Source organism: Tritonibacter horizontis (assembly GCF_001518015.1).
GTDB classification, from domain to species: domain Bacteria; phylum Pseudomonadota; class Alphaproteobacteria; order Rhodobacterales; family Rhodobacteraceae; genus Epibacterium; species Epibacterium horizontis.
In genome coordinates this window covers 23,041-43,476 of record NZ_LPUY01000096.1, presented here as the reverse complement: position 1 = coordinate 43,476, position 20,436 = coordinate 23,041, and the positions used below count along the sequence as shown (strand labels likewise).

Here is a 20,436-nt window from a genome sequence, read left to right as displayed (position 1 = left end):
AAGCCTACTCCAGACCGGCCACGAGCTTAAGCCACGGGGTTCCCTTCCCGCTTACCACGTAATGAGTTGGAACAGTTCTATAGTCAGCCCCCCTGACGGCAACATGCGCGATTACTGCAGCCAGCTTCAGCGGCTAATCGATCGCAACGATAAGGTCAGCCTGCCGGGTCACGGACCTGTACTCCGGGACCCGGGACCGTACGTCAAACGGTTGCTCGCCAACCGGATGCGTCGTGAGTCGGAGATTCTCGCGCACCTCTCAAGTACCTCCGACTCGCTCCAGAATATCGCCACTTCTGTTTACAAAAAATCTGACCCGCATATTGCAATGGCCGCCGAACGAAATGCCGCGGCGGATCTGGAGAAGCTTCTTTCAGAATCCCGGGTGGTTCAGGACGAAGGGATCTGGAGATTGCCTTAACATAAACTTCATTACCAGATTTTCAGCGCGTTTTTGGGCAAGTTCAGTTGCGGGTTGGAAACTCTACCTCACCCCATTGCGCCGTTTTTGCAGAGCCGCAACGCTTGCATCGAAGTCCAGCCTTCCTGCCTTGGCTCGACGGATCAGTTCGCGCATCAAACCGCCAGGATTGCGAACAGGGTAGCTCGGGTGATCTCGCTGCGCATCAACCAATAGTAGGCAGAAAGCCAACCCGTGGTCGCCCAAGGTGCTCTGGCCCTCGTGCCAAACTGAAGCATGGATATCGAGCATCGGCAGCAACGCCCAGGCAGCCTCGATGATGTCGCGCTCTTTGAGAGGTCGGTTCTGATCTCGGCTCGCGTCAAGCATCATGCGTAAGCCGTCGCCGGCAATGCGATATAGATTCTCTGGCGTCAGAGCGGGTGGCGCGGGGCAGGGAATTGATGATGGCGGTTCACTCTGTGCGATTTCCGCGTGTCTTTCAGAGTTATCCACAGCGGGCGGCGTCTCTACAGTTTGAGTTTCTTCTCTGGTGTTTTGTGTAAAGGGCCGGAAGTTTTCCACTGGCTGGTCGGAAGAAAGCCCATGTTTTTCAAGCCAGTCATCAAGGCTGTTGCACAGATCGGAACTGGCCTTCAAATGGGCGTTGAGCCGCTCCAGACCGAGACGGCTTAAAGCATCGCTGCGTGGCCATTTATCGAAACTGGCGAGAATCTTGACGATCTCAGGATCTTTGATAGCCGAGGAGGGCAGGGCGGCGATGCACCGTTTCATGTGACGCAAACGAAGGGACCGAAGATCCTTCAAAGCGCGCAAATGCCTCCGTTCCGCACGGAGCCGATCGCGAAGGGCTATGAACTCTTCCAGTCGCGCGATCAGCGGAGTCAGTATCAAGCCTAGGCCAGCGCGACCATAGCGGGCCCCATTCGCCGCGACACGTTTCACGATCAGCCCAAGCTTGGCCAGCGCGGCCTCATCCGTTCGCAACTGGCGCGACGTCTTGCCAAGTTCGACCGCTGCGAGATCTTGCGTGCCAAAAAACACCGGTTCACGATGGGGAGAGGTCCAGTCGGATGCGCGGGTCCGCCCGATGATGTAGTTCAGAACTGCGAGGCGCGCCGGGCGCAGGCCTATATGCGGGGCAACCTCTGAAATTAGTGCCATAACAGCACCTTTGGTCCAGCCTTCCGGCAGGGTGAGATGGGTTTGGATCACGTTCACTGTCTAGTCCTTGTGAATTGGAACAAGGCTGCAACAGGGCATCCGTGTCCCCGCGAGCGACACGTTTTTTCATTGCCTTGACTGTCGGGACTGCTAGAACGAGATCACAGTTTGATTTGATCTGACGGAACGCCAATTCCGTTGTTCTTTGAGCCCCTCGCTTGGTTGCCGCCTTGCGGGGGTTTCTTCTTTTTTATCGTTTGCCTGTGACTGTTTGAGATCAGTAGTTGACTTGTTCGAAGCCATAGGTGCCCTCAAAATCCTCCCAATCGACGAACACAGCACGGACCCAGATATCGGGGCAGTTCTGGCCGTATCGCTCGGCCCCTCGGAAGGCTGGAGGAAGGGCACTTATCGAGCTGTTTTGCCACCGAAATTGGCCGTCCTGATCATACGTGCCACGCCGCACGGAAGCATATCTGTTGCAATCGTCACGGCCCTCCCTCTGACGTGCCGTAACCTGAAAGACATCTATGGAGCGGATGAAATTAAAAGCAGGGTCCGTCACATCGATATCGGCGGCACGCCCGACAGCTTGGGCGAGTTGGAGCGTTTCTCGCTCTCGGGGCAGGGAGACTGCTGGACCCGGATTGAACCCCGCCAACCTGTAGAGGCGCTCAACCGGGTTCGGCGCTTCGAACTCAGCACGCATTGGACAACGCCAGATCTGCAGCGGTGGTTCGACTGGCCAGGGCGTGATCCGGCGGATAAACTCCGCGCGCGCCCGGGCACAAGGGACCGAAGGCGGCCAACCGCCTGCGAGGCACAGGAGGATCGCACAATCGATCTGGTAGCCTTGTGCGGCGGCAGGTTTGGCAGCAAGCGGTGTAAGCCCGATCGCGATGATCGCGGCAGTTGACACAAGCCGCCTCATGACAGAGCGCCGCCGCTAAAGCGTTGTCGTATAATCAGACTTATGTTAATTGTGTCATAATTGCTGACATATTTTGCGCGTCGTTTCATTGGAACATCTCCTGGTAAGCGTCAAGCACAAGACGGACTTCGGCCTGCGCGGAAGCTGATGCTGCGGCGAGGCAATTCAGATAGGTTTGTGCCTCATCGAAGTAGGTGTTGAACTCGGCTCTGATGTCGTCGCCGTACTCGTTCAGGAGCGCAGGCGAGGCCGCCAGCTCCGGCCGCAACGGCAACACGCAGTCCATCGCCAGCGTCTCGGCATTTGCTGGGATCGCTAGGGCGATGAATGTGCTACATGCCAGCAACCGCGACATCTGGTGGTCTCCCGACAATCTGGGGGCGAATCGTGTGTCGGACCTATCACTGAAAAAATATCTTAATCAATCAAAAGATATCTATTGACCATCTAAAGAGTTTTCAGATACGTCGCCGCATATCTTGTGACATGCACTGTTTGAAGCGGTGCAAAAGCAGGTTACTTCCGTAGGAACTTCTTTCCTTCGGAGGCAAAATGGCAGGAACAAAATACCCCGTGATCCTAACATCGCACATGCAAGAGGCGATCGAGGGTGGGGCATGGATCGAGGTGGAATGCGTTGAAGCCCCGGAAAAGGGCGGCAACACGCATAGGGGTGGCTGGACGGTTTTCGTCTGCTCCAATGACGGTCAAGGCGGTGTGCACCGGTCGGTCTATGTGACCAACCGGGATCTTAAACCACGCGTCTTCAAGACCGCAGCAGGGCTCATGAGCTTCTGCCTGGAGCTCGACGCAAAGGTATTCAGCTGCCCTCTCCGAGAAGGTGAGAGAGGCACGTGGGAGTTTGAGACGACAAGGTATCCTACCAGCGGCTAGCCTCGTTCTCTGGGGGCTTTCAGGCCCTTCCACTTATGCACAATCCGTTATCGATCTCGATGCTCCAGACCGTGTTGGTCGACTGACCAGTAGCGTTCTCGACTTTGCAAGACCCCAACCCGAGCAAGGCGACATTGTCGCACGGTCTGAGGTCGTCCCTCTTGACTCACCACGCCTTTCTCCGCCTCGGGTCCCATCGGGCCGCCCTGCAGTCGAGACTATGATCCTTGATGTGGGGTCGGTCTACGCGGACCACCCGGCCCTGCGCAGGGCCGGGATGTCCTCTCGCGACTGGCTCGCATTCTTTCGCGCCAACATCGCTATTGAAAGCGCATTTGATCCAGGCGCGCGGTCGCATGTCGGCGCAATCGGGCTTGGGCAGTTGATGCCGGACACTGCACGCGTGCTTGGCGTCGATCCGCATGATCCTGAGCAAAACCTGCATGGATCCGCCCGCTACTTGCTGACACAACTTGATCGTTTCGGCACGCCGCAGCTTGCGCTCGCGGCCTACAACGCCGGCCCCGAAGCCGTGGCGCGCCATGGCGGGATTCCCCCCTACCGCGAAACCCAAGGCCATGTCCGCAAGGTCATGGCCGTCTATGCCCAATCCATCGGAGACCAGACATGAAACGCATCGACTATACCAGGGCGGCATTGGCCGCGTTGCTGATAGTGGCCGCAGCCCCGGCGCTCGCACAAGACCTTAGCCCGGTGTCTGACATGATCGATAACATCATCGACGCGGTGACGGGTCCGATCGGTCGTGGCCTCGGTGTGCTCGCTCTCGTGGGATCCGGTGTCATGATGTTTTTCGGGCGTCTCAACTGGCCGATCTTCGTCGCCGTGTTTGTCGGCGTGGTGCTGATCTTTTCGGCCGAGACCATCATCGATGGCTTTGCGGCTCCTTGATCTGACAGGCCGCAGAGACCTCCATGCGCGACACACCACTCTTTCTGGGGCTTACCAAGCCGCCACGGATATTCGGTCTCCCGATCGGATATTTTGTGGCGCTGGTCTTCGCATCCGTGATCCCTTTCATTCTGGTTGACGACATGCGGTTCCTGCTGGTGTTCATCGCGGGCTACCCACCGCTTTGGCTGGTCGCAGACCGCAATCCAAATCTGTTTCAGATTTTGAACGTGGTGATGTCGCGCACACCGCGAACGAGTGTGCGATCCCGCGATGGAGGCGATCTCTATGTCGCGTGAGTTTCGGGGGTTGATTGCAAGCAACGCTGTTCGGGATGCACTTGGGGACAAGGTCTTGAAAGCCGAGCGTCTTGGGCGGCACCTACCCTACATCGCTGCGGTGCGAGACAATGTCATCCTGACGCGCCAAGGTGATCTGATGGCGTCGGTCACGCTCGGCGGGATCGACAGCTTCACCAGCGATGACACCCGGATCGATGAGATCAGTGAAGGCTTTGCCCGGATCGTCAGTCAGTTGGGCGAGCGTTTCGGTTTCCACATCAACAAGGTATCACGCCCGGATGTCGCGGACCTTGCTGCGCCTGACGGTATGCCCTTTGCAGATGCGGTAGACGCGGCGTGGCAGAGAAGCCTGCGCGCACGTGACCTGAAAGCCCGCACCTTGATGCTGACAGTATTGATGCGTCCGTCGATGCCGCAGGCCTTCTCGAAGGTTCTGGGTGCCCTAGGCGGAGGCCGCGATTTCCGGAAAGACATCGATACGCGAATTGTTGCCCTGGAAGAGGCCATGACGCTGCTCATGGCGATGTATTCCGACGCAGGCGCAGCGCGCCTGACAGTCTCGAGCGGGGACTGGCTTGCAGTGTTGGCCGCGGTACACGGACAGAGCTACGGCAAGATCATCGCGGCCCCCGGGCAACTGTTGGCTGACACGATGAGCAATTTCGACGTCAGCTTTCAAGGCAAAACCATGCGGCTGGAAAGCGGCGACAGTGCACGATACGGCGCGATTTTCGGGATAAAATCCTATCCCAGTCGCACCTGGCCAACCATGCTTGACGCGTTGGAACTGCCCTATGACATCACGATCACCAACTCTTTCACGCCGCGGCGCGCCAATGAGATGGTTGAGCGCATTCAACGCACCTTTCGCCAGCGGGGTGCCTCCGAGGATGCTGGTGTCAGCCTGACAGAGCAATTGATCGAAGCCGCCGACGCCGTGGCATCCGGCCGGTCGACCTTTGGGACACACCATGCCTCCGTACAGGTTTTCTGTGACAGCGCCGAGGAACTGGAACAGGCAGCTTCCGAGATCTGGCGGGCGGGGCAAGAGACCGGTGCCGTTCTGGTAAGGGAATCCTGGGCCGCAAAGGCGCTCTATTTCGCGCAAGCGCCGGGAAACTGGGCCTACCGGATCCGTGACGGGATCGTTTCGTCGCACAATTTCGCGGAACTTGCAGCGTTTCACAAGACAAGGCCGGGGCGCGGACCCGAGGCCAGCCCATGGGGCAAGACGATCACGGCCTTCCCGACCGTGACCTCCAGCCTCTACCGGTTCAACTTTCACGAACCGGGGCGCCGGACCGATGAGCCAAGCGTCGGGCACACGCTTGTTCTGGGCCGCACCGGATCCGGCAAGACACTCGGCACGGCTTTTCTCATGGCGCAGGCCCGCAGAGTGGGTGCGCGGGTCATCGTTTTCGACAAGGATCAGGGGTTGGAGATGGCGATCCGCGCTTTGGGTGGCAGCTACAGCGAAATCAAGGTGGGCCAGCCCACCGGCTTTAACCCGATGACCACGGAGACCGATGCGCGGGGGGCCGCCTGGCTGACAGATTGGCTCGGCGACATTCTGGCCCGTCACCGTCCATTTGAGACGGTCCAGACCGCAGCACTGAACGAGGCGGTTCGTCAGATTGCCGCTGCGGAGCCGGGCCTCAGAACCTTCGACGGTTTGGCAAGTCTCGTGGCCTCCACTGATGATGATGGCGACCTGGTGTCCCGCGTGCGGGAATGGACAGAAGTCGGCCGGTACGGTTGGCTTTTCTCAAGGCCTAGTGCCCAGGCGATAGCCATTGGCGAGGATGTCCTTGGTCTCGACATGACCGAACTTCTGGACCAGGACGCAGAACGCTCAGCCCTGCTCGCCTATCTCTTCCGCCGTATCGAGCGCGTGATCGAGGATCGCAGACCAACAATCATTGTGATCGACGAGGCGTGGAAGATGTTGGCTGACGATATCTTCGTCAAGCGTCTCCATGACTGGCTGGTTACCATGCGCAAGCGCAACTGCGTGGTGATGATGTTGACCCAGACACCGGGTCATCTGGACCAAAGTTCGGTCGGCCAGATCATCGCGGAAAGTGTGGCAACCCAGATCCTGTTTCCCAATCCACGGGCAAATCCGGAGGATTACAGCATCCTGCGCCTGAACGCGCGCGAGGCGGATTTTCTTTCCAGCCCGACAGCCGGGTTGCGGCTGGCATTGATCCGTTCCGGCGCCGACAGCGTGTTCGTCAATACCGATCTCGCAGGCTTGGGCGGTCTGGTTACTGTTCTTGGTGGCGGCAAGACCGGCGAGGAAAAGGCGCCTGCCGATTGGCGCAAGAAAGAAGAATTCTGGAAGGACATGATGTGAAAGCACGATTTTTTCTGTTGGTCGCCATGACGGTCCTGAGCGCTTGCGAAGGTGCATCAACAGGCGTGCGATCGCCCTGTTTTGAGCGGCCCGTTATGGCGTTCTCGGCCCCTGCTCCCGACCTTGTTTCACGGAATGCGCATTGTGATTTCCAGAGCTTCTAGAATGGCGATTCCGTTGGCCTTGGGTCTTGGCTCGCTTGCCTCCGCGCAGGGCGTGCCAGTGATCGATGGCTCCAACCTTGCCCGCGCTGTGTCTCGCGTCGAAGAGCTCGCACGCGACGCCTTGCGGCAGGGCCAGAAGCGCGACGCCCGCCAGGAACAAGCGGATATCTATCAAGAGCAGCTTGAAGCCTATGAGCGTTTCCTTGCGGAGACCACCGGTGTCACCGACCTGAGTGGGTTCGAGGCTGGTGGGCCCGGCTGGGCGAGCGCTGCAGAGACTTACCCAGCCCAGGAAGATCATCCTGATGCCGATCGCCTCTTCGGTGAGCCAAGCGACGTGGAGCGCATGATCATCACGGTGGCGCGGCGCTATGAGGGTCATCCCGGTGTTGCGGCCGCCGGTCTGACGCCACTGACATGGCGTATCCTGTTTCAGTCACTGATCAAGCAGGAAAGTCGTTTCAACAATGCAGCCGTCTCCCACGTGGGTGCGCGCGGTTTTTGCCAGCTGATGCCGGGCACAGCATCGGATCTCGGTGTGAACCCGTATGATCCTTGGGAAAACCTGGACGGTGGCGCACGCTACATTCTCACGCAACTGAACCGCTTCGGTCGGATTGATCACGCTCTGGCGGCCTATAATGCAGGCCCCGGCCGTGTTCTCGAATATGGTGGTGTGCCTCCTTTCGAGGAAACCCAGACCTACGTCCGGCGCATCAACGGCTATTACAACGACTATCTTGGCACCATCACCGGCGTCGACATGACGGGGTCACTGGCGGGCTTCGATGGTGCCTCGGCCGCCTGGGGCAACTGGGCGGATGCCTCGGTCGGCTATGGCGCCTACATGGGCACCCAGATCGATCAGGCCATGACGAGGATCGCGGCGCTTTTGCGTGAAGATCCGCCCCGTAACGCAAAAGAGGCGCTGGACCGCTCCACCTATATGCTTGCTGAACGGGCGCGGCTCATGGCGCTGACGCTGCGTCTGCGCGCGGCCCACGTGAAAGTCGAAGCGGCACAAGGTTTGACCGAGGCCGCCGATCACTTAGAGCAATCCACTTTCTGGAGGTATTCCGATGAGGGCTGACACCCGCATTGCCGCAATTATTGTCGCGGGCACTCTCATGGCGGCACACCCGCCCCCTGCCTTCGCTCAGGGTGTGCCTGTGATCGATGGATCGAACCTCGCGCAGAATATCGAGCAGCTGCAGGCCGCGCTGCGCGATGCGGAAAACCAGCTCCAGCAAATCGAGGAATTGCGTACCCAGATCGAACGCCTCACTGATATTCAGGGCCTTCTTGATGACGTCCTGGGTTCAATTACCGGCCTGAATGAAATCGCAGCCCTCTACAACGATGTGGAGGACCTGCGTGCCCGCGCCCAGAAGATCACCGATCTATCGGGTTTCATGGACAACCTGTCACTCGGGGATTTTGACAGCCTGCTGGACGATCTGCTCGATGGCGACGTCACCATGGGTGAGCGCCGCGCCGCAGATGCCATGCGCGAGACCATGGCCAGTGCGGGGTTCACCTCGGAAAAACTCACCGAGCTGAACGACGCCGGGAACCCGCAAGGCGCTGCCATAGCCGATCTGGCGGCTGCCAATGCCATGGTTATCGGGCAAGCCCAAATTTCCTACGAGGAAGCCGCCCAGAGCATCGAGCGTATCGATGGGCTGGTGGAAGCGATTGGCGAACAGGAAACGCTCAAGGAATCGATCGATCTCAACACGCGTATGGCCGCAGAGACGAATTACATGCTGGGCCAGATGTGGCGCCTGAATGCCGCCCAAGGCTTGGCGCAAGGTCAAAACGGCATTGATTTCGCGGCCGAGCAGGCCCGCACACGCTCCTTCTTTGATTTTTCCGGCGCCGAGGACTGACCCTTGAATACATCACTCAAAGCACTTGCAGTTTTCATCGCCCTAGCAGGCAGTGCCTGGGCGGAAGACTTGCAAGACCTGCCCGACGATACGTTGCTCGGGGAGGTCGTCACTGCCACCGAAAATGGGGAGGAAGAGCGCCTCCTCGATCTCATGCGCGAGGTACAGGCAAGAGGGCTCTTGATGTTCCCGAAGCCGCAAACCTGCACCTTCAGCTATCCGGACACTGAGTTTTTCGGCAACGAGATTTTCCGTGGAGCGGTTCGATGGGGCTTCGGCACCGACCTGAGAGAGCTTGCAATGTCGCATGGCTTCTGCGGCTGCATCTATGATCTCGGGTCGCTCGATGCGTTCACAACAGAACGGGTCGACAAGCCTGCGCATGCGCTCACAGCGGCGGATTTCAATACCATGCGCCGGTATCGAAACGCTGATTGGAATATCATTGATCAACGGTATGCAACCTTTCGCGAAGAAAGCTGTGGCGCGTAATGGCGATCATCGCGGACGTATTGACCATGGTCGACGCGACTGTGGCAGGTGTCGCAGCTGATACCTATGACAACACCGTTGCAGCTGTGCGCCCCGTGGTGCGAGCAGCGTCCGTATTAGTAACGATCCTCGTTGGTGCTAATTTGCTGATCCAAAGCGTTGAACTTACGCGTGCAACGATCGTCGCCCTTGGTCTGCGTTTGGCGTTGGTGAACGTGTTCCTGACCTTCGCGAACCTCTCTGTCCCCTATGACGCTTTGACAAATGCCCCGGCGGAGCTCGGCGCGGGGATACTGAACTCACTGTCAGGCGGCACAGTTGGGAACCTTTATGATGGAATCGACGATCTCTACTCCCAAGCCCTGAATGTCGGACAGGCGATCAGCCAGAATGGAGGCTGGCTGGCCGGTGCCATGACCAGCGTGGTCATGTTTCTTGTGGCCGCCGCCATGGCGACGATCACCATCATCGTTCTGTCGGCTGCCAAGATCATGTTGGCGGTATTGATCGCTATCGCACCTGTGGCCGTGGCCTGCACCTTGTTCAAACAATCCGCGCCGCTGTTCGAGGCCTGGGTCAAACTCGCCATCGGTTTTTCCTTTGTGCCGCTGTTCGTGGCTGCCATGGCAGGATTTACCATTGCCACTGGCAACGCCGTCGCGCCGGGGAGCCTCGACAGCGTCGAAACACTCGGGGACGCGATTTCGTTCGTCGTGGTGATGATGATCGGCGCCGGCCTGATGTTGCTCGTGCCAACTTTCGCGCAAGGGCTTGCCGCCACGAACATCGGCCTCGCCTCGATCGGTGCAAATGCCGCGCGGATGCCCGGGAACGCATGGCGCAATACCGGTGCCGCGATCCGGGGCGGAGATGACATACGACGGGGCTTCAACGCAGGACTTCAGGGACAAGGCGTCTCCGACCGATCGTCCAGCGCGGCCCGTGCCGGGAGCTATGCGGGCGGTGCGGTCAAGCTCGCCGGAAAGATGAAGAAGGGATAGTCATGAGTGATTTCGATATCGATTTGGTGATGGGTCCGCGCCGGGCAGCGCGCGCCGCATGGATCGTTGCGGGCTGTTCCTGCGCCGTATCCGTGCTGTTGGCCCTGACCATTACGGTTATGTTGCCCCTGCGCGAAACCGAAGTGTTTACCGTCCTCGTCGACAGCACGTCGGGTGCAGCAGAACGCATCTACCAGGTTCAGCCAACCGGTATCACCGATGAGGAAGCGATCAAGGAGTCCCTGCTTGTCAGCTATATCAGCGACCGCGAAAGCTATTTCAGGAACGGCATTCAGGAACGGCTCGAAAGTGTCCAGCGGCGCTCCAGCGGGCCAGCCCGCGCCTCGCTGATAGAACTCTGGACTACGGGGGCCGAGAATTATCCACCGCGCAGCTACGGCGCGAATGCGCAGGTCGATGTCCGCGTGCGGGCGATCACCTTCCTGCAGGACGAAGTGGCCCAGATCCGGTTCGACAAACGCCTCACCCGACCCAACCAAACCCCCGTCACGCAAACATTCATTGCCACCGTCGGGTTTGAATTTGCCCCCCGCCGCGAACGCTCCCTGACACGCGTTTGGGAAAATCCCCTTGGCTTCTCGGTGACCGCTTACCGGGTCGATGCCGAAACACTGACACGAGAATAGTTCATGAAAACCTTCATAATTGCCATCGCAACGGTCGGCGGGTTGCTCGGAACGCCCGCCTTGGCCGAGCGCGCACCGGTCACCATGGGTCAGGACGCCCGCGTTCGCCACGTGACCTTCAACCCTACGGATGTGATCCGGATCGACACCCACCTTCGGGTAAACACGTCAATCGAATTCGGTCCCGGCGAACGGATCAATCAAGTCCTGATCGGTGACTCCGCGTCCTATGAAGTGGAGGTTCTGTCAAACCGCAATACGATCTCGATCAAGCCTGTCGAGGCTCGGGCCGCGACAAACCTGACGATCTTTACCAACCGCCGCGCTGTCGCCTTCTATCTGACAGAGGGACGCTCGCGGACACAGTCTTTCCGGGTCGTCGTAAACTTTCCCGACGAGCGACCCGCCGGGCGCCAGCTTGCGGCTGGAGGCCGAGATACCGGCTATCAGTTCGCGGGCAGCGGTGCGATCCGCCCGGTGCGGGTCTGGAATGATGGGCGCTCGACCTTCTTTGAATTCCGGCCCGGCGTGCGGCCCTCGATCTTCGGCTTGAACGCCCAAGGCTACGAGATCACCCAGAACAGCCAGACGCAAGGTGCGGTCGTGCGGGTCACCGGCGTGCGGGACGCCTACACGATCCGAATGGGCGACGATCATATCTGCATTACCCGGGAAACTGGTGGGTTCACGACCGAGGCTGCTGCCGTGGCCGCCCTGCGTGGACGGGAGTTCTGATCATGAGCGACGAGAAAACCGGGGAAAAGGAATACAGCTTCGCACCCAAGCGGCGCGCATCTCTCGGGCTCAGGCTTGGTTTGGGTGCGTTGCTTCTGGCAGGGACCGCCATCATTGCCTACCCGCTTGTGCAAGGCAGCGGCATCACTTCTGCCGTTGAAACATCGAAAGCCGACGACTTTCAGGATCAGGTCGACGGTGACGGGTTTGGCCGCATGACAGCCGACGCTGAACCGACCGAACAAAGATCGGAGCCGAGGTTCGATCCCGGACCAATCGAGGATGAACTCGCGGCGCAGCGCCAAGCTCTCGAGGAACAGAACGCCAAGCTTGCGAGCGACGTGGTCGCCCTACAAGCCCAGTTGGCAAGACTGGCCGAGGCCCCTGCCCCCGACAATTCCGCCGAGCTGGCCGAAGCGCTGCGCTCGGTCCAGGAACAGAACACGGCGCTTATCGCCCAGATGCAAAGCGAGATGGACACCCGGTTGGCAGAAGCCGATCTTGAAGCGCAAAAGCGTATCGCTGATGAGGTTGCCGCACGCGCGCGTGTTGCCGATGGCCGGATGGAGCAGTTGATGGAGCAAATGCTCGGACTGCAGCGCCAGAACGACGCCCTGCAACAGCAGATCGATGACGGTATGAGTGACGCTCTACGCGCGCAAACCGAGAGGGATCAGCTCGCCGCCGAGGAAGCCGCGCGACAGGCTGAACTGGACCGTCGGCGTGCCGAGGCGGCGGCGCTGCGCAACACACAAATCCGGTCCGAAGGGGTGATCTTTGATGCGGGCGGCCTGACGGGCAGTCCGGCATCTGACCCTGAGAGGGAACCTGCGGTCGGAGATGCGGCGGCGCGCGCCTTCGTGTTGGACGGTGCCCAGCCCGTTCAGGTCGCGACAGCGGAGGTAATCGCCAATCCTTCCAATACGGTTCTGCAGGGCACGCTCATTCAAGCGTCACTGGAAACCGCCATCGAATCCACATTGCCCGGACAGATTACCGCCATCGTGAACTACCCGGTCTGGAGTTTCGATCAGTCCCGCGTTCTCATTCCCGAAGGCTCCCGCCTCTTCGGGACCTACAATTCGAATGTCTCTTTGGGCCAGGCCCGCATTCTGGTTGGCTGGTCACGCATCGTCACACCCGAGGGGCAATCGGTTCAGCTCGCCGCATTTGGCGCGGACGATCAGGGCCGCTCGGGCGTGACGGGCTCCGTGAACTCCCGCTTTGGGCTGCGCTTTGGCACAGCTGCATTGCTCTCGATCATCGGCGCAGGACCGGCAATCGCCGCATCCGAGGCCAGCTCCGAGACCGGATCAGAAATTGCCGAGGATGTCGCGGGCAGTTTTTCGCAGGCCACCAATGCGGTGATCGGCGAATATGCCACCCTGCCTCCGGTTATCTCGGTCCAGCCAGGTGCTGCGATCAGTGTGATCGTCGATCGTGATCTCGAGTTCTATTGATGAACCAGGCGGCAGAAAAGACCAGTTTTCTTTCGACCTATCTAAAACCTCTGGCTGCACCGCTCTCCGATCCCTGCGTGGTCGAAATAGCAATTAATCCCGACGGAAAGGTCTGGGTGGAAACCCGGGGGGCTGTGCATATGGTCGGCCTCGAGGGCGTGTTCTACTCCCCTTCCCAAGCTCGGGACCTTGCAACATCCATTGCCAGCGCGACCCACGGACAGATCAGCGAGAAAAAGCCACTCGTCTCCGGCAAGATTGAGATGAATGGCAAGCCGATCCGGGCACAGGTCGTCTATCCGCCCGTCGTGGATGGCGGGCCCTCGATCACTTTGCGCCGCTATAGTGAAGACCAACTCACCTTGGGCGACATCGGTCTGCTGCACGGTGGACTGGTGGATTTGGATGCCGAACGACAGGCAAAAGCCGAACGGGTGATCGCACTGACGCAGGCGGGGGATATTCGAGCCGCCATGAAACTCTGCATCGATGAGCGGTTGAACATCATGATCAGCGGCGGGACGTCCACGGGCAAAACGACTTTTGCCCGGGCGCTTCTCGCGCTGGTGACCAAGACGGAGCGTATCGTGACCATCGAGGACGCATTCGAGCTCTTTCCTCCGCAGCCCAATCGCGCGATGCTCAAGGCTGACCGTGTCCCCTCAAGTGAGCGCACCGCGGCCAAATTGTTGGAGACCTCTTTGCGCATGCGTCCTGACCGGATCATTCTTGGCGAGTTGCGCGGCGATGAGTGCAAGACCTTCCTCGACGCGATCAACACCGGCCATTCCGGCTCTTTCACCACAATTCACGCCGATACCGCGCAGAAGGCGCTCGACCGCCTTGCCCTCATGGTCATGTCGGTGGGCATCAATATGAGTTTTGAGGAGGTAAGGCGCTATGCCGCCTCCAGCATCGATGTCGTGGTGCAGCTTGGTCGGAAAGACGGAAGACGTGGGGTCGAACAGGTGTGGGTGCCTGGTATCTTAAAATCAGAAGTGACCAGCTGAGGGATGTTTGGAAGGGTGCGCATTGAGCACTATCGGACGGTAACCTCTCCCGTCTTGTCACAACATGAACGCGTTTGCGCTTGATCGCATTGATTGCGATGATTACACTCCTCTCAGGAGGACATCATGGCAAGCATTACCATCCGGAACCTTGACGATGACGTGAAGCGCCGCCTTCGCATCCGCGCAGCCGAACATGGCCGTTCAATGGAAGAGGAGGCGCGCGAGATCTTGCGCCACGTCGTCGGCGAAGCGAAGCCCTCCCACGATCTTGCCGCGGCGATACGTGCGCGGGTCGCGCCTCTGGGCGGCGTTGATCTGGACCTTCCGCAGCGTGAGGCCATGCGTGAACCACCCGCGTTCGACCGGGCCTGACGCATGATCATCCTCGACACGAATGTCATCTCCGAGCTTTTGCGCCCGGCCCCGGAGCCCAAGGTCGAACACTGGTTGTCGGCTCAGGAAGGGCTCAACGTTTACCTGACCTCGATATCGGAGGCGGAACTGCGCTTTGGCCTCGCAATCATGGGGAACGGCAAGCACCGCGCCGCGCTGGTTGACGCCGTGGACCGCATCCTGCGCGAAGACCTGGCCGGGCGCATTCTGCCCTTCGACAGCAACGCCGCGCAGTCCTTCGCTACCATAGCAGCGGCACGACGGTCCGCCGGGCGACCGATCGCTCAGGCCGATTGCCAGATCGCTTCCATTGCCCACGCCTGCGGCGCAACCGTCGCCACGCGCAATACGCCTGACTTCGAGGGTTGCGAGATCGACCTGATCAACCCCTGGACAGCCGCATGAACGCCGTTGAAATCGAACAAGCTGTTTCCGAACTCGCCGAGCAGCCCTTTGATGCTGCCGAGTTCCCATATGCCTTCCTCATGGCCTTCGGCAACAAGGACACGACCATCAAGCGGCTGCGCACCGGCGCGTCGAACAAGTCCGACCTCGGCGGCGTCCTGCAGACCAACAACATCCACCTTGCGACCTGTGCGCCGGGCGATATCGCGGCAACGCTCACCGCCTTGCGCGACAGCCCAACCACCACCCGCGCTAAGGCCAAGTTCATCCTCGCTACCGATGGCATTGATCTGGAAGCCGAAGATATCACCACTGGCGAGACCATCGCCTGCCGCTACACCGATTTCCCCGACCATTTCGGCTTCTTCCTGCCGCTCGCCGGTATCTCCACCGTCAAGCAGATCCGCGAAAGCGCCTTTGACATCCGGGCGACCAGCCGCCTCAACCGGCTCTATATCGAGCTGATCAAGGACAACCCCGACTGGGGCAGCGCGGAAAAACGCCACGACATGAACCACTTCATGGCGCGGCTGATCTTCTGCTTCTTCGCCGAAGACACCGACATCTTCGTCAGCGACAACCTGTTCACCGCCACCATCGACCAGATGGCTAACCGCGACGGGTCGAACACGCATCAGGTCATCGGCGAAATCTTCCGCGCGATGAACACCGCCATCCCCAAACGGGCCGAGGCCAAGCTGCCCCGCTGGGCCGACACCTTTCCCTATGTGAACGGTGGGCTCTTCTCGGGGTCCACCGAAGCCCCGCGCTTTTCCAAGATCGCGCAGCGCTACCTGTCCCATATCGGCAGCCTCGACTGGACCCAGATCAACCCCGACATCTTCGGCTCCATGATCCAGGCCGTCGCGGATGAGGAGGAACGCTCGGTCCTCGGCATGCACTACACCTCCGTGCCGAACATCCTGAAGGTGCTGAACCCGCTCTTCCTAGATGACCTGCGGACGGAACTGGAGGCGGCGGGCGACAACGCGCGGAGGCTCTCCAATCTGCGCGCGCGCATGGCCAAGATCCGCGTCTTCGATCCCGCCTGCGGGTCGGGCAACTTCCTTGTCATCGCCTACAAGGAAATGCGCGCCATCGAGTATGAGATCAACAAGCGCCGGGGCGAGCCGCAGCGGCGCACTGACATTCCCCTGACCAACTATCGCGGGATCGAGTTGCGGGATTTCTCGGCCGAGATCGCGCGGCTGGCGCTGATCATCGCGGAATACCAATGCGACGTGACCTATCGCGGCCAGAAAGAAGCGCTGGCCGAGTTCCTGCCGCTGGACGCGCAGAACTGGATCACTTGTGGCAACGCCCTGCGGCTGGACTGGCTGTCGGTCTGCCCGCCCACGGGGACGGGGGTGAAGTTTCGGGCCGATGACCTGTTCATGTCGCCGCTGGATCAGGCGCAGATCGATTTCGAGAACGAGGGCGGCGAGACCTATATCTGCGGGAACCCGCCGTATTTGGGGTCCAAGTGGCAAAGTGCGGAGCAGAAGGAAGACCTTGGGCGCATTTTCGAGGGACGCACGAAAAGCTGGAAATCGCTCGACTATGTCGCGGGCTGGTTCATGAAGGCCGCCGATTACGGGCTGCACACGCCCACCGTGTCGGCCTTCGTGTCCACCAACTCGATCTGTCAGGGTCTGCAAGTATCAATCCTTTGGCCACTGATCTTCAAGACAGGGCACGAGATTGCCTTTGCCCATACCAGTTTCAAATGGGCGAACCTTGCGAGCCACAACGCAGGCGTGACCGTAGCGATTGTTGCTATTTCAAATCATCTTTCTTCGGCAAGAAAGCTTTATTCAGAAGCTGACGCTGGCGGAGTCTTACTATCTGAGCCAGACAATATTAATGCATACTTGGTTGCTGGGCGAAATATTGAGGTAAGCCCTCTGAGAAAGTCGATCTCGGGAAACGCTTATATGGACTTGGGAAACATGCCCAAGGATGGCGGGCATTTATTGATGTCGAGGCAAGAAGCTGACGATTTGATATCGCGAGAACCCGCCGCGCGAAAATTCATTTTTGATTTCGTTGGGTCTCAGGAGTTTGTGAAAGGAATTGTTCGGCGTTGTATTTGGATCGAGGATGATCAAGTTGCGGAAGCCAGTCAATCACCGGAAATAGCTCAACGTCTTGAGGGTGTGAGGCAAATGCGTCTTGCTAGCGATGCGGAGTCAACCAGAGCTTACGCAAGTCGCGCACATCGGTTTAAACAGATACAGGGTCGTGGTAAGAATTCCTCGATCGTTGTTCCCAAAGTGAGTTCAGAAAACCGACCTTACTTGCCAGTTGGATTGCTCTCTGAACAATCCATCGTTTCAGACAATGCCTTCGCCCTCTACGACGCCCAGCTCTGGAACATGGCGCTGATCGCCTCGCGCCTGCATATGGTCTGGATCGCCACGGTCTGCGGCCAGCTTGAAACGCGCATCCGCTATTCCAACACCCTCGGCTGGAACACCTTCCCCGTCCCCAAACTGACCGAAAAGAACCGCGCCGACCTGACAGCGGCGGCCGAAGGCATCCTTCTGGCCCGCGAGGCGCATTTCCCCGCCACCATCGCCGACCTCTACGACCCCGAGAAAATGCCCGCCAACCTCCGCGCAGCGCATGACCACAACGACGAGGTTCTGGAACGCATCTATATCGGCCGCCGCTTCCGCAACGACACCGAACGGCTGGAAAAGCTGTTCGAGATGTATACGAAGATGACGACGAAGGTGAGCGTATGAGCAACTTCAATAGCATGACGCTGATGGCAGCGGGCGAGATGATTGCTGAAATGTCGACGCAAGCCGCGTTCTCATCTCTTATTTTAGGGTGGGGTGTAGAGGAATTCTGTGGCTCTGGATCGGTAGCATCGAAGGCCAATGATTTGGTTAGGTTCGCCAAAAGCAGTATGGGACAGCGTTCTGTTCCGACGGTCAATGGGAACTGCGACCTGCGTAGGGCGATGGTTGAACATGCAACTACCGCGTCCGATCGAGACAAACAAAACAAGCCTGACGTCTGGTTGCGTCTTGTTGCTGGTCTGAAAATGGATGGCTTCGAACTTGTGGAAGAAAGGGTTCCGGATCCGATGGGCGGAACTTCAATCTTCGACGATGCTCCAAGGATGATCAAAAAAATCGTCCTAAGGCGGATGCTACCTGAGGATGTGCCTGAGGCAGACTTTCGTGAAGCGACAAGCGAAGTTGAGGCTCTGCTTGATCGGCATGGGTTTAATGTGGCCAAGGGACACTTGGCGCAAGCAACTCAGAATTTTTCGCAAGGGAATTGGTCATCTGCAAACGCGATGATCCGAGATTTCTATCAGGAACTGCTGGACAAAATTGCGGAGTATTTTGGATGTGATCCTAAGGTTAGTGATGATGCGAAGAGGCAATATCTTGCAGATACAAAATCGGGACCATTCCTACTTCACGAATACAATGAGTGGGAGAACGACAGAGGCAAACCCGCATACGTATTGGGGTTGTGGGCAAGATTGCATCCCCACGGCAGCCATCCGGGTCTATCAGATGAAGAAGATTGTGCTTTTCGGTTTCAAATAATCCTGATCACAGCCCGCATATTTTTAAGACGTTTTGATAAGCGAGTGAAAGATCAATGATCAAAGGTTTTCCCTCCATTTCGATTATTTATGCCACCGACGGTAGCCCGGCCAAGCCGAACGATCAGCGTCGTCGGGACATACAGGAATGCGCCTACGAAAAACGCTGCCCGATCGTGATGGGTCAGAAAGTGAACACACCATGACGCTTGACCCTGTCATGAGCGCGGAACGCACCCGCAGGCTGGTGGACGATCTGCGCGCCAAACCAGCGGAAACCACCTGGATCGAGTTCAAGGAAAACAATGCTGACGGACCGTTGATCGGCAAGCTGATCTCGGCCTTGTCCAATGCCGCACGTCTGGCCGATCAGCACTTTGCCTATGTGGTTTGGGGGGTGCGAGACGGTGATCATGCGGCTGTCGGCACGGTTTTTGAGCCGACAGTGAAGAAGGAGAAGGGGCAGCCGCTCGAACTGTGGATTGCGAACCACCTGTCGCCAAGCATCGAGTTTCGTTTCGAAGAAGTCGATCACGATGGGGGGCGCCTGATCCTGCTGACCATCCCCGCCGCCGCAACCGCCCCGGTAGAATTTGACCGCACAGCCTATTTGCGCATCGGCAGCGCCACGCCGCGCCTCTCCGACCATCCGGAACGCCTGCGTGCCCTCTGGGCCAAGTTGCAGCCCTACGCTTGGGAGACAGGGATCGCGGCCCAGTTCCTGACCGGTGACGATGTTCTTGAGCGGCTGAATTACGCCAACTACTTCGATCTTACGGGCCAGCCCTTGCCGGATAACAGGCAGGGGATCTTCGACAGGCTATTGGCGGATCGCCTGATCCAGAAAGATGTAAGCGATCGTTGGAACATCACCAATCTAGGTGCAATCCTGTATGCCAAGAAACTTGCCGATTTCGGCCCCTCTGTAGAGCGCAAAGGCGTCCGTTTCGTGGCCTATGCCGGCACCGGACGTGCAGATGACGTGAGTCACCGCCAGGATGGCCAGCGCGGCTATGCAGCGGGATTTCAGGGGCTGGTGGATTACATCGACGGCCTTCTGCCCCGCAACGAACTGATCGGTAAAGCATTCCGCGAGGAGCGACCACTTTACCCGTCGATAGCGATCCGCGAATTGATCGCCAACGCATTGATCCACCAAGACATGACAATCACCGGCGCAGGACCACTCATCGAGTTGTTCAGTGATCGAATGGAGATCACGAACCCGGGCGCCCCCTTGGTTAGCCCCGACCGGTTTTTGGACTCGCCGCCGCGTTCCCGAAATGAAGCCCTTGCGTCGTTGATGCGGCGGATGAAACTTTGCGAAGAACAAGGCACCGGCATCGACAAGGTGATCTCGGCGGTTGAGCTACACCAGTTGCCCCCACCGGATTTCCGCATGGAGGGAGACGCCGTGCGCGTGGTTCTGTTTGCACCACGCCGATTTGCGGACATGACACCGGAAGAAGCCGTGCGAGCGTGTTACCAACATGCCGCGCTCAAATACGTAGGCGGTCAGAAGATGACGAACGCGACACTTCGCGAGCGGCTTGGTATCGACGACCAGAACGCTGCGCAGGCATCGCGGGTTATTCGCGCAACGCTGGATGCTGATCTGATCCGTCCTGCGGATGCTGAACGCCCTCGGGCCGGATATGTCCCCTCATGGGCGTGACAGGGACAACATTT

21 protein-coding genes and 1 pseudogene are annotated in these 20,436 nt (G+C 58.9%); 19 read left to right on the top strand and 3 right to left on the bottom strand.

Annotation, left to right across the window (positions count from 1 at the left end; translation table 11 throughout):
• Positions 1-421, top strand: a pseudogene (locus TRIHO_RS18745) (hypothetical protein); the annotation flags it as partial.
• 63 nt (positions 422-484) lie between these two features.
• On the opposite strand, the gene repC reads toward TRIHO_RS18745, so the two are convergent.
• From repC to TRIHO_RS18730, 3 genes are all read right to left on the bottom strand, one after another.
• Positions 485-1,642, bottom strand: a complete 1,158-nt coding sequence (repC, locus tag TRIHO_RS18740) for a replication initiation protein RepC (protein WP_082705211.1) — start codon at positions 1,640-1,642, stop codon at positions 485-487.
• 220 nt (positions 1,643-1,862) lie between these two features.
• A complete protein-coding gene (locus tag TRIHO_RS18735; RefSeq protein WP_068247341.1) occupies positions 1,863-2,516 on the bottom strand; it encodes a hypothetical protein in 654 nt (217 codons plus the stop codon).
• Between the two features lie 85 nt (positions 2,517-2,601).
• A complete protein-coding gene (locus tag TRIHO_RS18730) occupies positions 2,602-2,871 on the bottom strand; it encodes a hypothetical protein (RefSeq protein ID WP_068247338.1) in 270 nt (89 codons plus the stop codon).
• A gap of 621 nt (positions 2,872-3,492) precedes the next feature.
• Between TRIHO_RS18730 and TRIHO_RS23405 the strand changes: the two genes are divergently transcribed.
• From TRIHO_RS23405 to TRIHO_RS18645, 18 genes are all read left to right on the top strand, one after another.
• Positions 3,493-4,041, top strand: coding sequence for a lytic transglycosylase domain-containing protein (locus TRIHO_RS23405; RefSeq protein ID WP_408646201.1), 549 nt, complete (start codon positions 3,493-3,495; stop codon positions 4,039-4,041).
• Positions 4,038-4,322 (top strand): TrbC/VirB2 family protein, encoded by a 285-nt coding sequence (locus tag TRIHO_RS18720; protein ID WP_037239483.1) that lies wholly within the window; start codon positions 4,038-4,040, stop codon positions 4,320-4,322. Before TRIHO_RS23405 ends, TRIHO_RS18720 begins: the two co-directional genes overlap by 4 nt.
• A gap of 23 nt (positions 4,323-4,345) precedes the next feature.
• Positions 4,346-4,621 carry a type IV secretion system protein VirB3 gene (locus tag TRIHO_RS18715; RefSeq protein WP_068247331.1) on the top strand — a complete coding sequence of 92 codons (276 nt, stop codon included), beginning with the start codon at positions 4,346-4,348 and terminating at the stop codon, positions 4,619-4,621.
• Positions 4,611-6,980: a VirB4 family type IV secretion system protein gene (locus TRIHO_RS18710; RefSeq protein ID WP_068247328.1), complete on the top strand. Its 2,370-nt coding sequence runs from the start codon at positions 4,611-4,613 to the stop codon at positions 6,978-6,980. Before TRIHO_RS18715 ends, TRIHO_RS18710 begins: the two co-directional genes overlap by 11 nt.
• A 165-nt stretch (positions 6,981-7,145) precedes the next feature.
• Positions 7,146-8,234 (top strand): lytic transglycosylase domain-containing protein, encoded by a 1,089-nt coding sequence (locus TRIHO_RS18705; protein WP_068247324.1) that lies wholly within the window; start codon positions 7,146-7,148, stop codon positions 8,232-8,234.
• The gene (locus TRIHO_RS18700) at positions 8,224-9,033 is read left to right on the top strand and encodes a type IV secretion system protein (RefSeq protein ID WP_068247323.1); all 810 of its coding nucleotides are present in this window, start codon (positions 8,224-8,226) and stop codon (positions 9,031-9,033) included. The genes TRIHO_RS18705 and TRIHO_RS18700 overlap by 11 nt, the downstream gene beginning before the upstream one ends.
• A 3-nt stretch (positions 9,034-9,036) precedes the next feature.
• On the top strand, positions 9,037-9,525 hold the full coding sequence (locus tag TRIHO_RS18695; RefSeq protein WP_131811224.1) for a hypothetical protein: 489 nt from the start codon (positions 9,037-9,039) through the stop codon (positions 9,523-9,525).
• Entirely contained in the window at positions 9,525-10,526 is a 1,002-nt protein-coding gene (locus TRIHO_RS18690) for a type IV secretion system protein (protein ID WP_068247316.1), read from the top strand. Before TRIHO_RS18695 ends, TRIHO_RS18690 begins: the two co-directional genes overlap by 1 nt.
• 2 nt (positions 10,527-10,528) lie before the next feature.
• Positions 10,529-11,173, top strand: coding sequence for a virB8 family protein (locus TRIHO_RS18685; protein WP_068247313.1), 645 nt, complete (start codon positions 10,529-10,531; stop codon positions 11,171-11,173).
• A 3-nt stretch (positions 11,174-11,176) separates the two neighbouring features.
• Entirely contained in the window at positions 11,177-11,908 is a 732-nt protein-coding gene (locus tag TRIHO_RS18680; protein ID WP_068247310.1) for a TrbG/VirB9 family P-type conjugative transfer protein, read from the top strand.
• A gap of 2 nt (positions 11,909-11,910) precedes the next feature.
• Positions 11,911-13,368 carry a TrbI/VirB10 family protein gene (locus TRIHO_RS18675; protein ID WP_068247307.1) on the top strand — a complete coding sequence of 486 codons (1,458 nt, stop codon included), beginning with the start codon at positions 11,911-11,913 and terminating at the stop codon, positions 13,366-13,368.
• Positions 13,368-14,378 carry a P-type DNA transfer ATPase VirB11 gene (virB11, locus tag TRIHO_RS18670; protein ID WP_082705207.1) on the top strand — a complete coding sequence of 337 codons (1,011 nt, stop codon included), beginning with the start codon at positions 13,368-13,370 and terminating at the stop codon, positions 14,376-14,378. Before TRIHO_RS18675 ends, virB11 begins: the two co-directional genes overlap by 1 nt.
• Before the next feature lie 126 nt (positions 14,379-14,504).
• Positions 14,505-14,753: a FitA-like ribbon-helix-helix domain-containing protein gene (locus tag TRIHO_RS18665; protein ID WP_009819916.1), complete on the top strand. Its 249-nt coding sequence runs from the start codon at positions 14,505-14,507 to the stop codon at positions 14,751-14,753.
• Between the two features lie 3 nt (positions 14,754-14,756).
• Positions 14,757-15,179, top strand: coding sequence for a type II toxin-antitoxin system VapC family toxin (locus TRIHO_RS18660; RefSeq protein ID WP_068247303.1), 423 nt, complete (start codon positions 14,757-14,759; stop codon positions 15,177-15,179).
• On the top strand, positions 15,176-17,926 hold the full coding sequence (locus tag TRIHO_RS18655; protein ID WP_068247296.1) for a class I SAM-dependent DNA methyltransferase: 2,751 nt from the start codon (positions 15,176-15,178) through the stop codon (positions 17,924-17,926). The genes TRIHO_RS18660 and TRIHO_RS18655 overlap by 4 nt, the downstream gene beginning before the upstream one ends.
• Complete coding sequence (locus TRIHO_RS18650) at positions 17,923-18,807, top strand: hypothetical protein (protein ID WP_068247295.1); 885 nt, start codon at positions 17,923-17,925, stop codon at positions 18,805-18,807. The genes TRIHO_RS18655 and TRIHO_RS18650 overlap by 4 nt, the downstream gene beginning before the upstream one ends.
• Entirely contained in the window at positions 18,804-18,953 is a 150-nt protein-coding gene (locus tag TRIHO_RS23965; RefSeq protein WP_165595932.1) for a hypothetical protein, read from the top strand. Before TRIHO_RS18650 ends, TRIHO_RS23965 begins: the two co-directional genes overlap by 4 nt.
• Entirely contained in the window at positions 18,950-20,422 is a 1,473-nt protein-coding gene (locus TRIHO_RS18645; RefSeq protein WP_082705206.1) for an ATP-binding protein, read from the top strand. Before TRIHO_RS23965 ends, TRIHO_RS18645 begins: the two co-directional genes overlap by 4 nt.
• Positions 20,423-20,436: the final 14 nt, after the last annotated feature.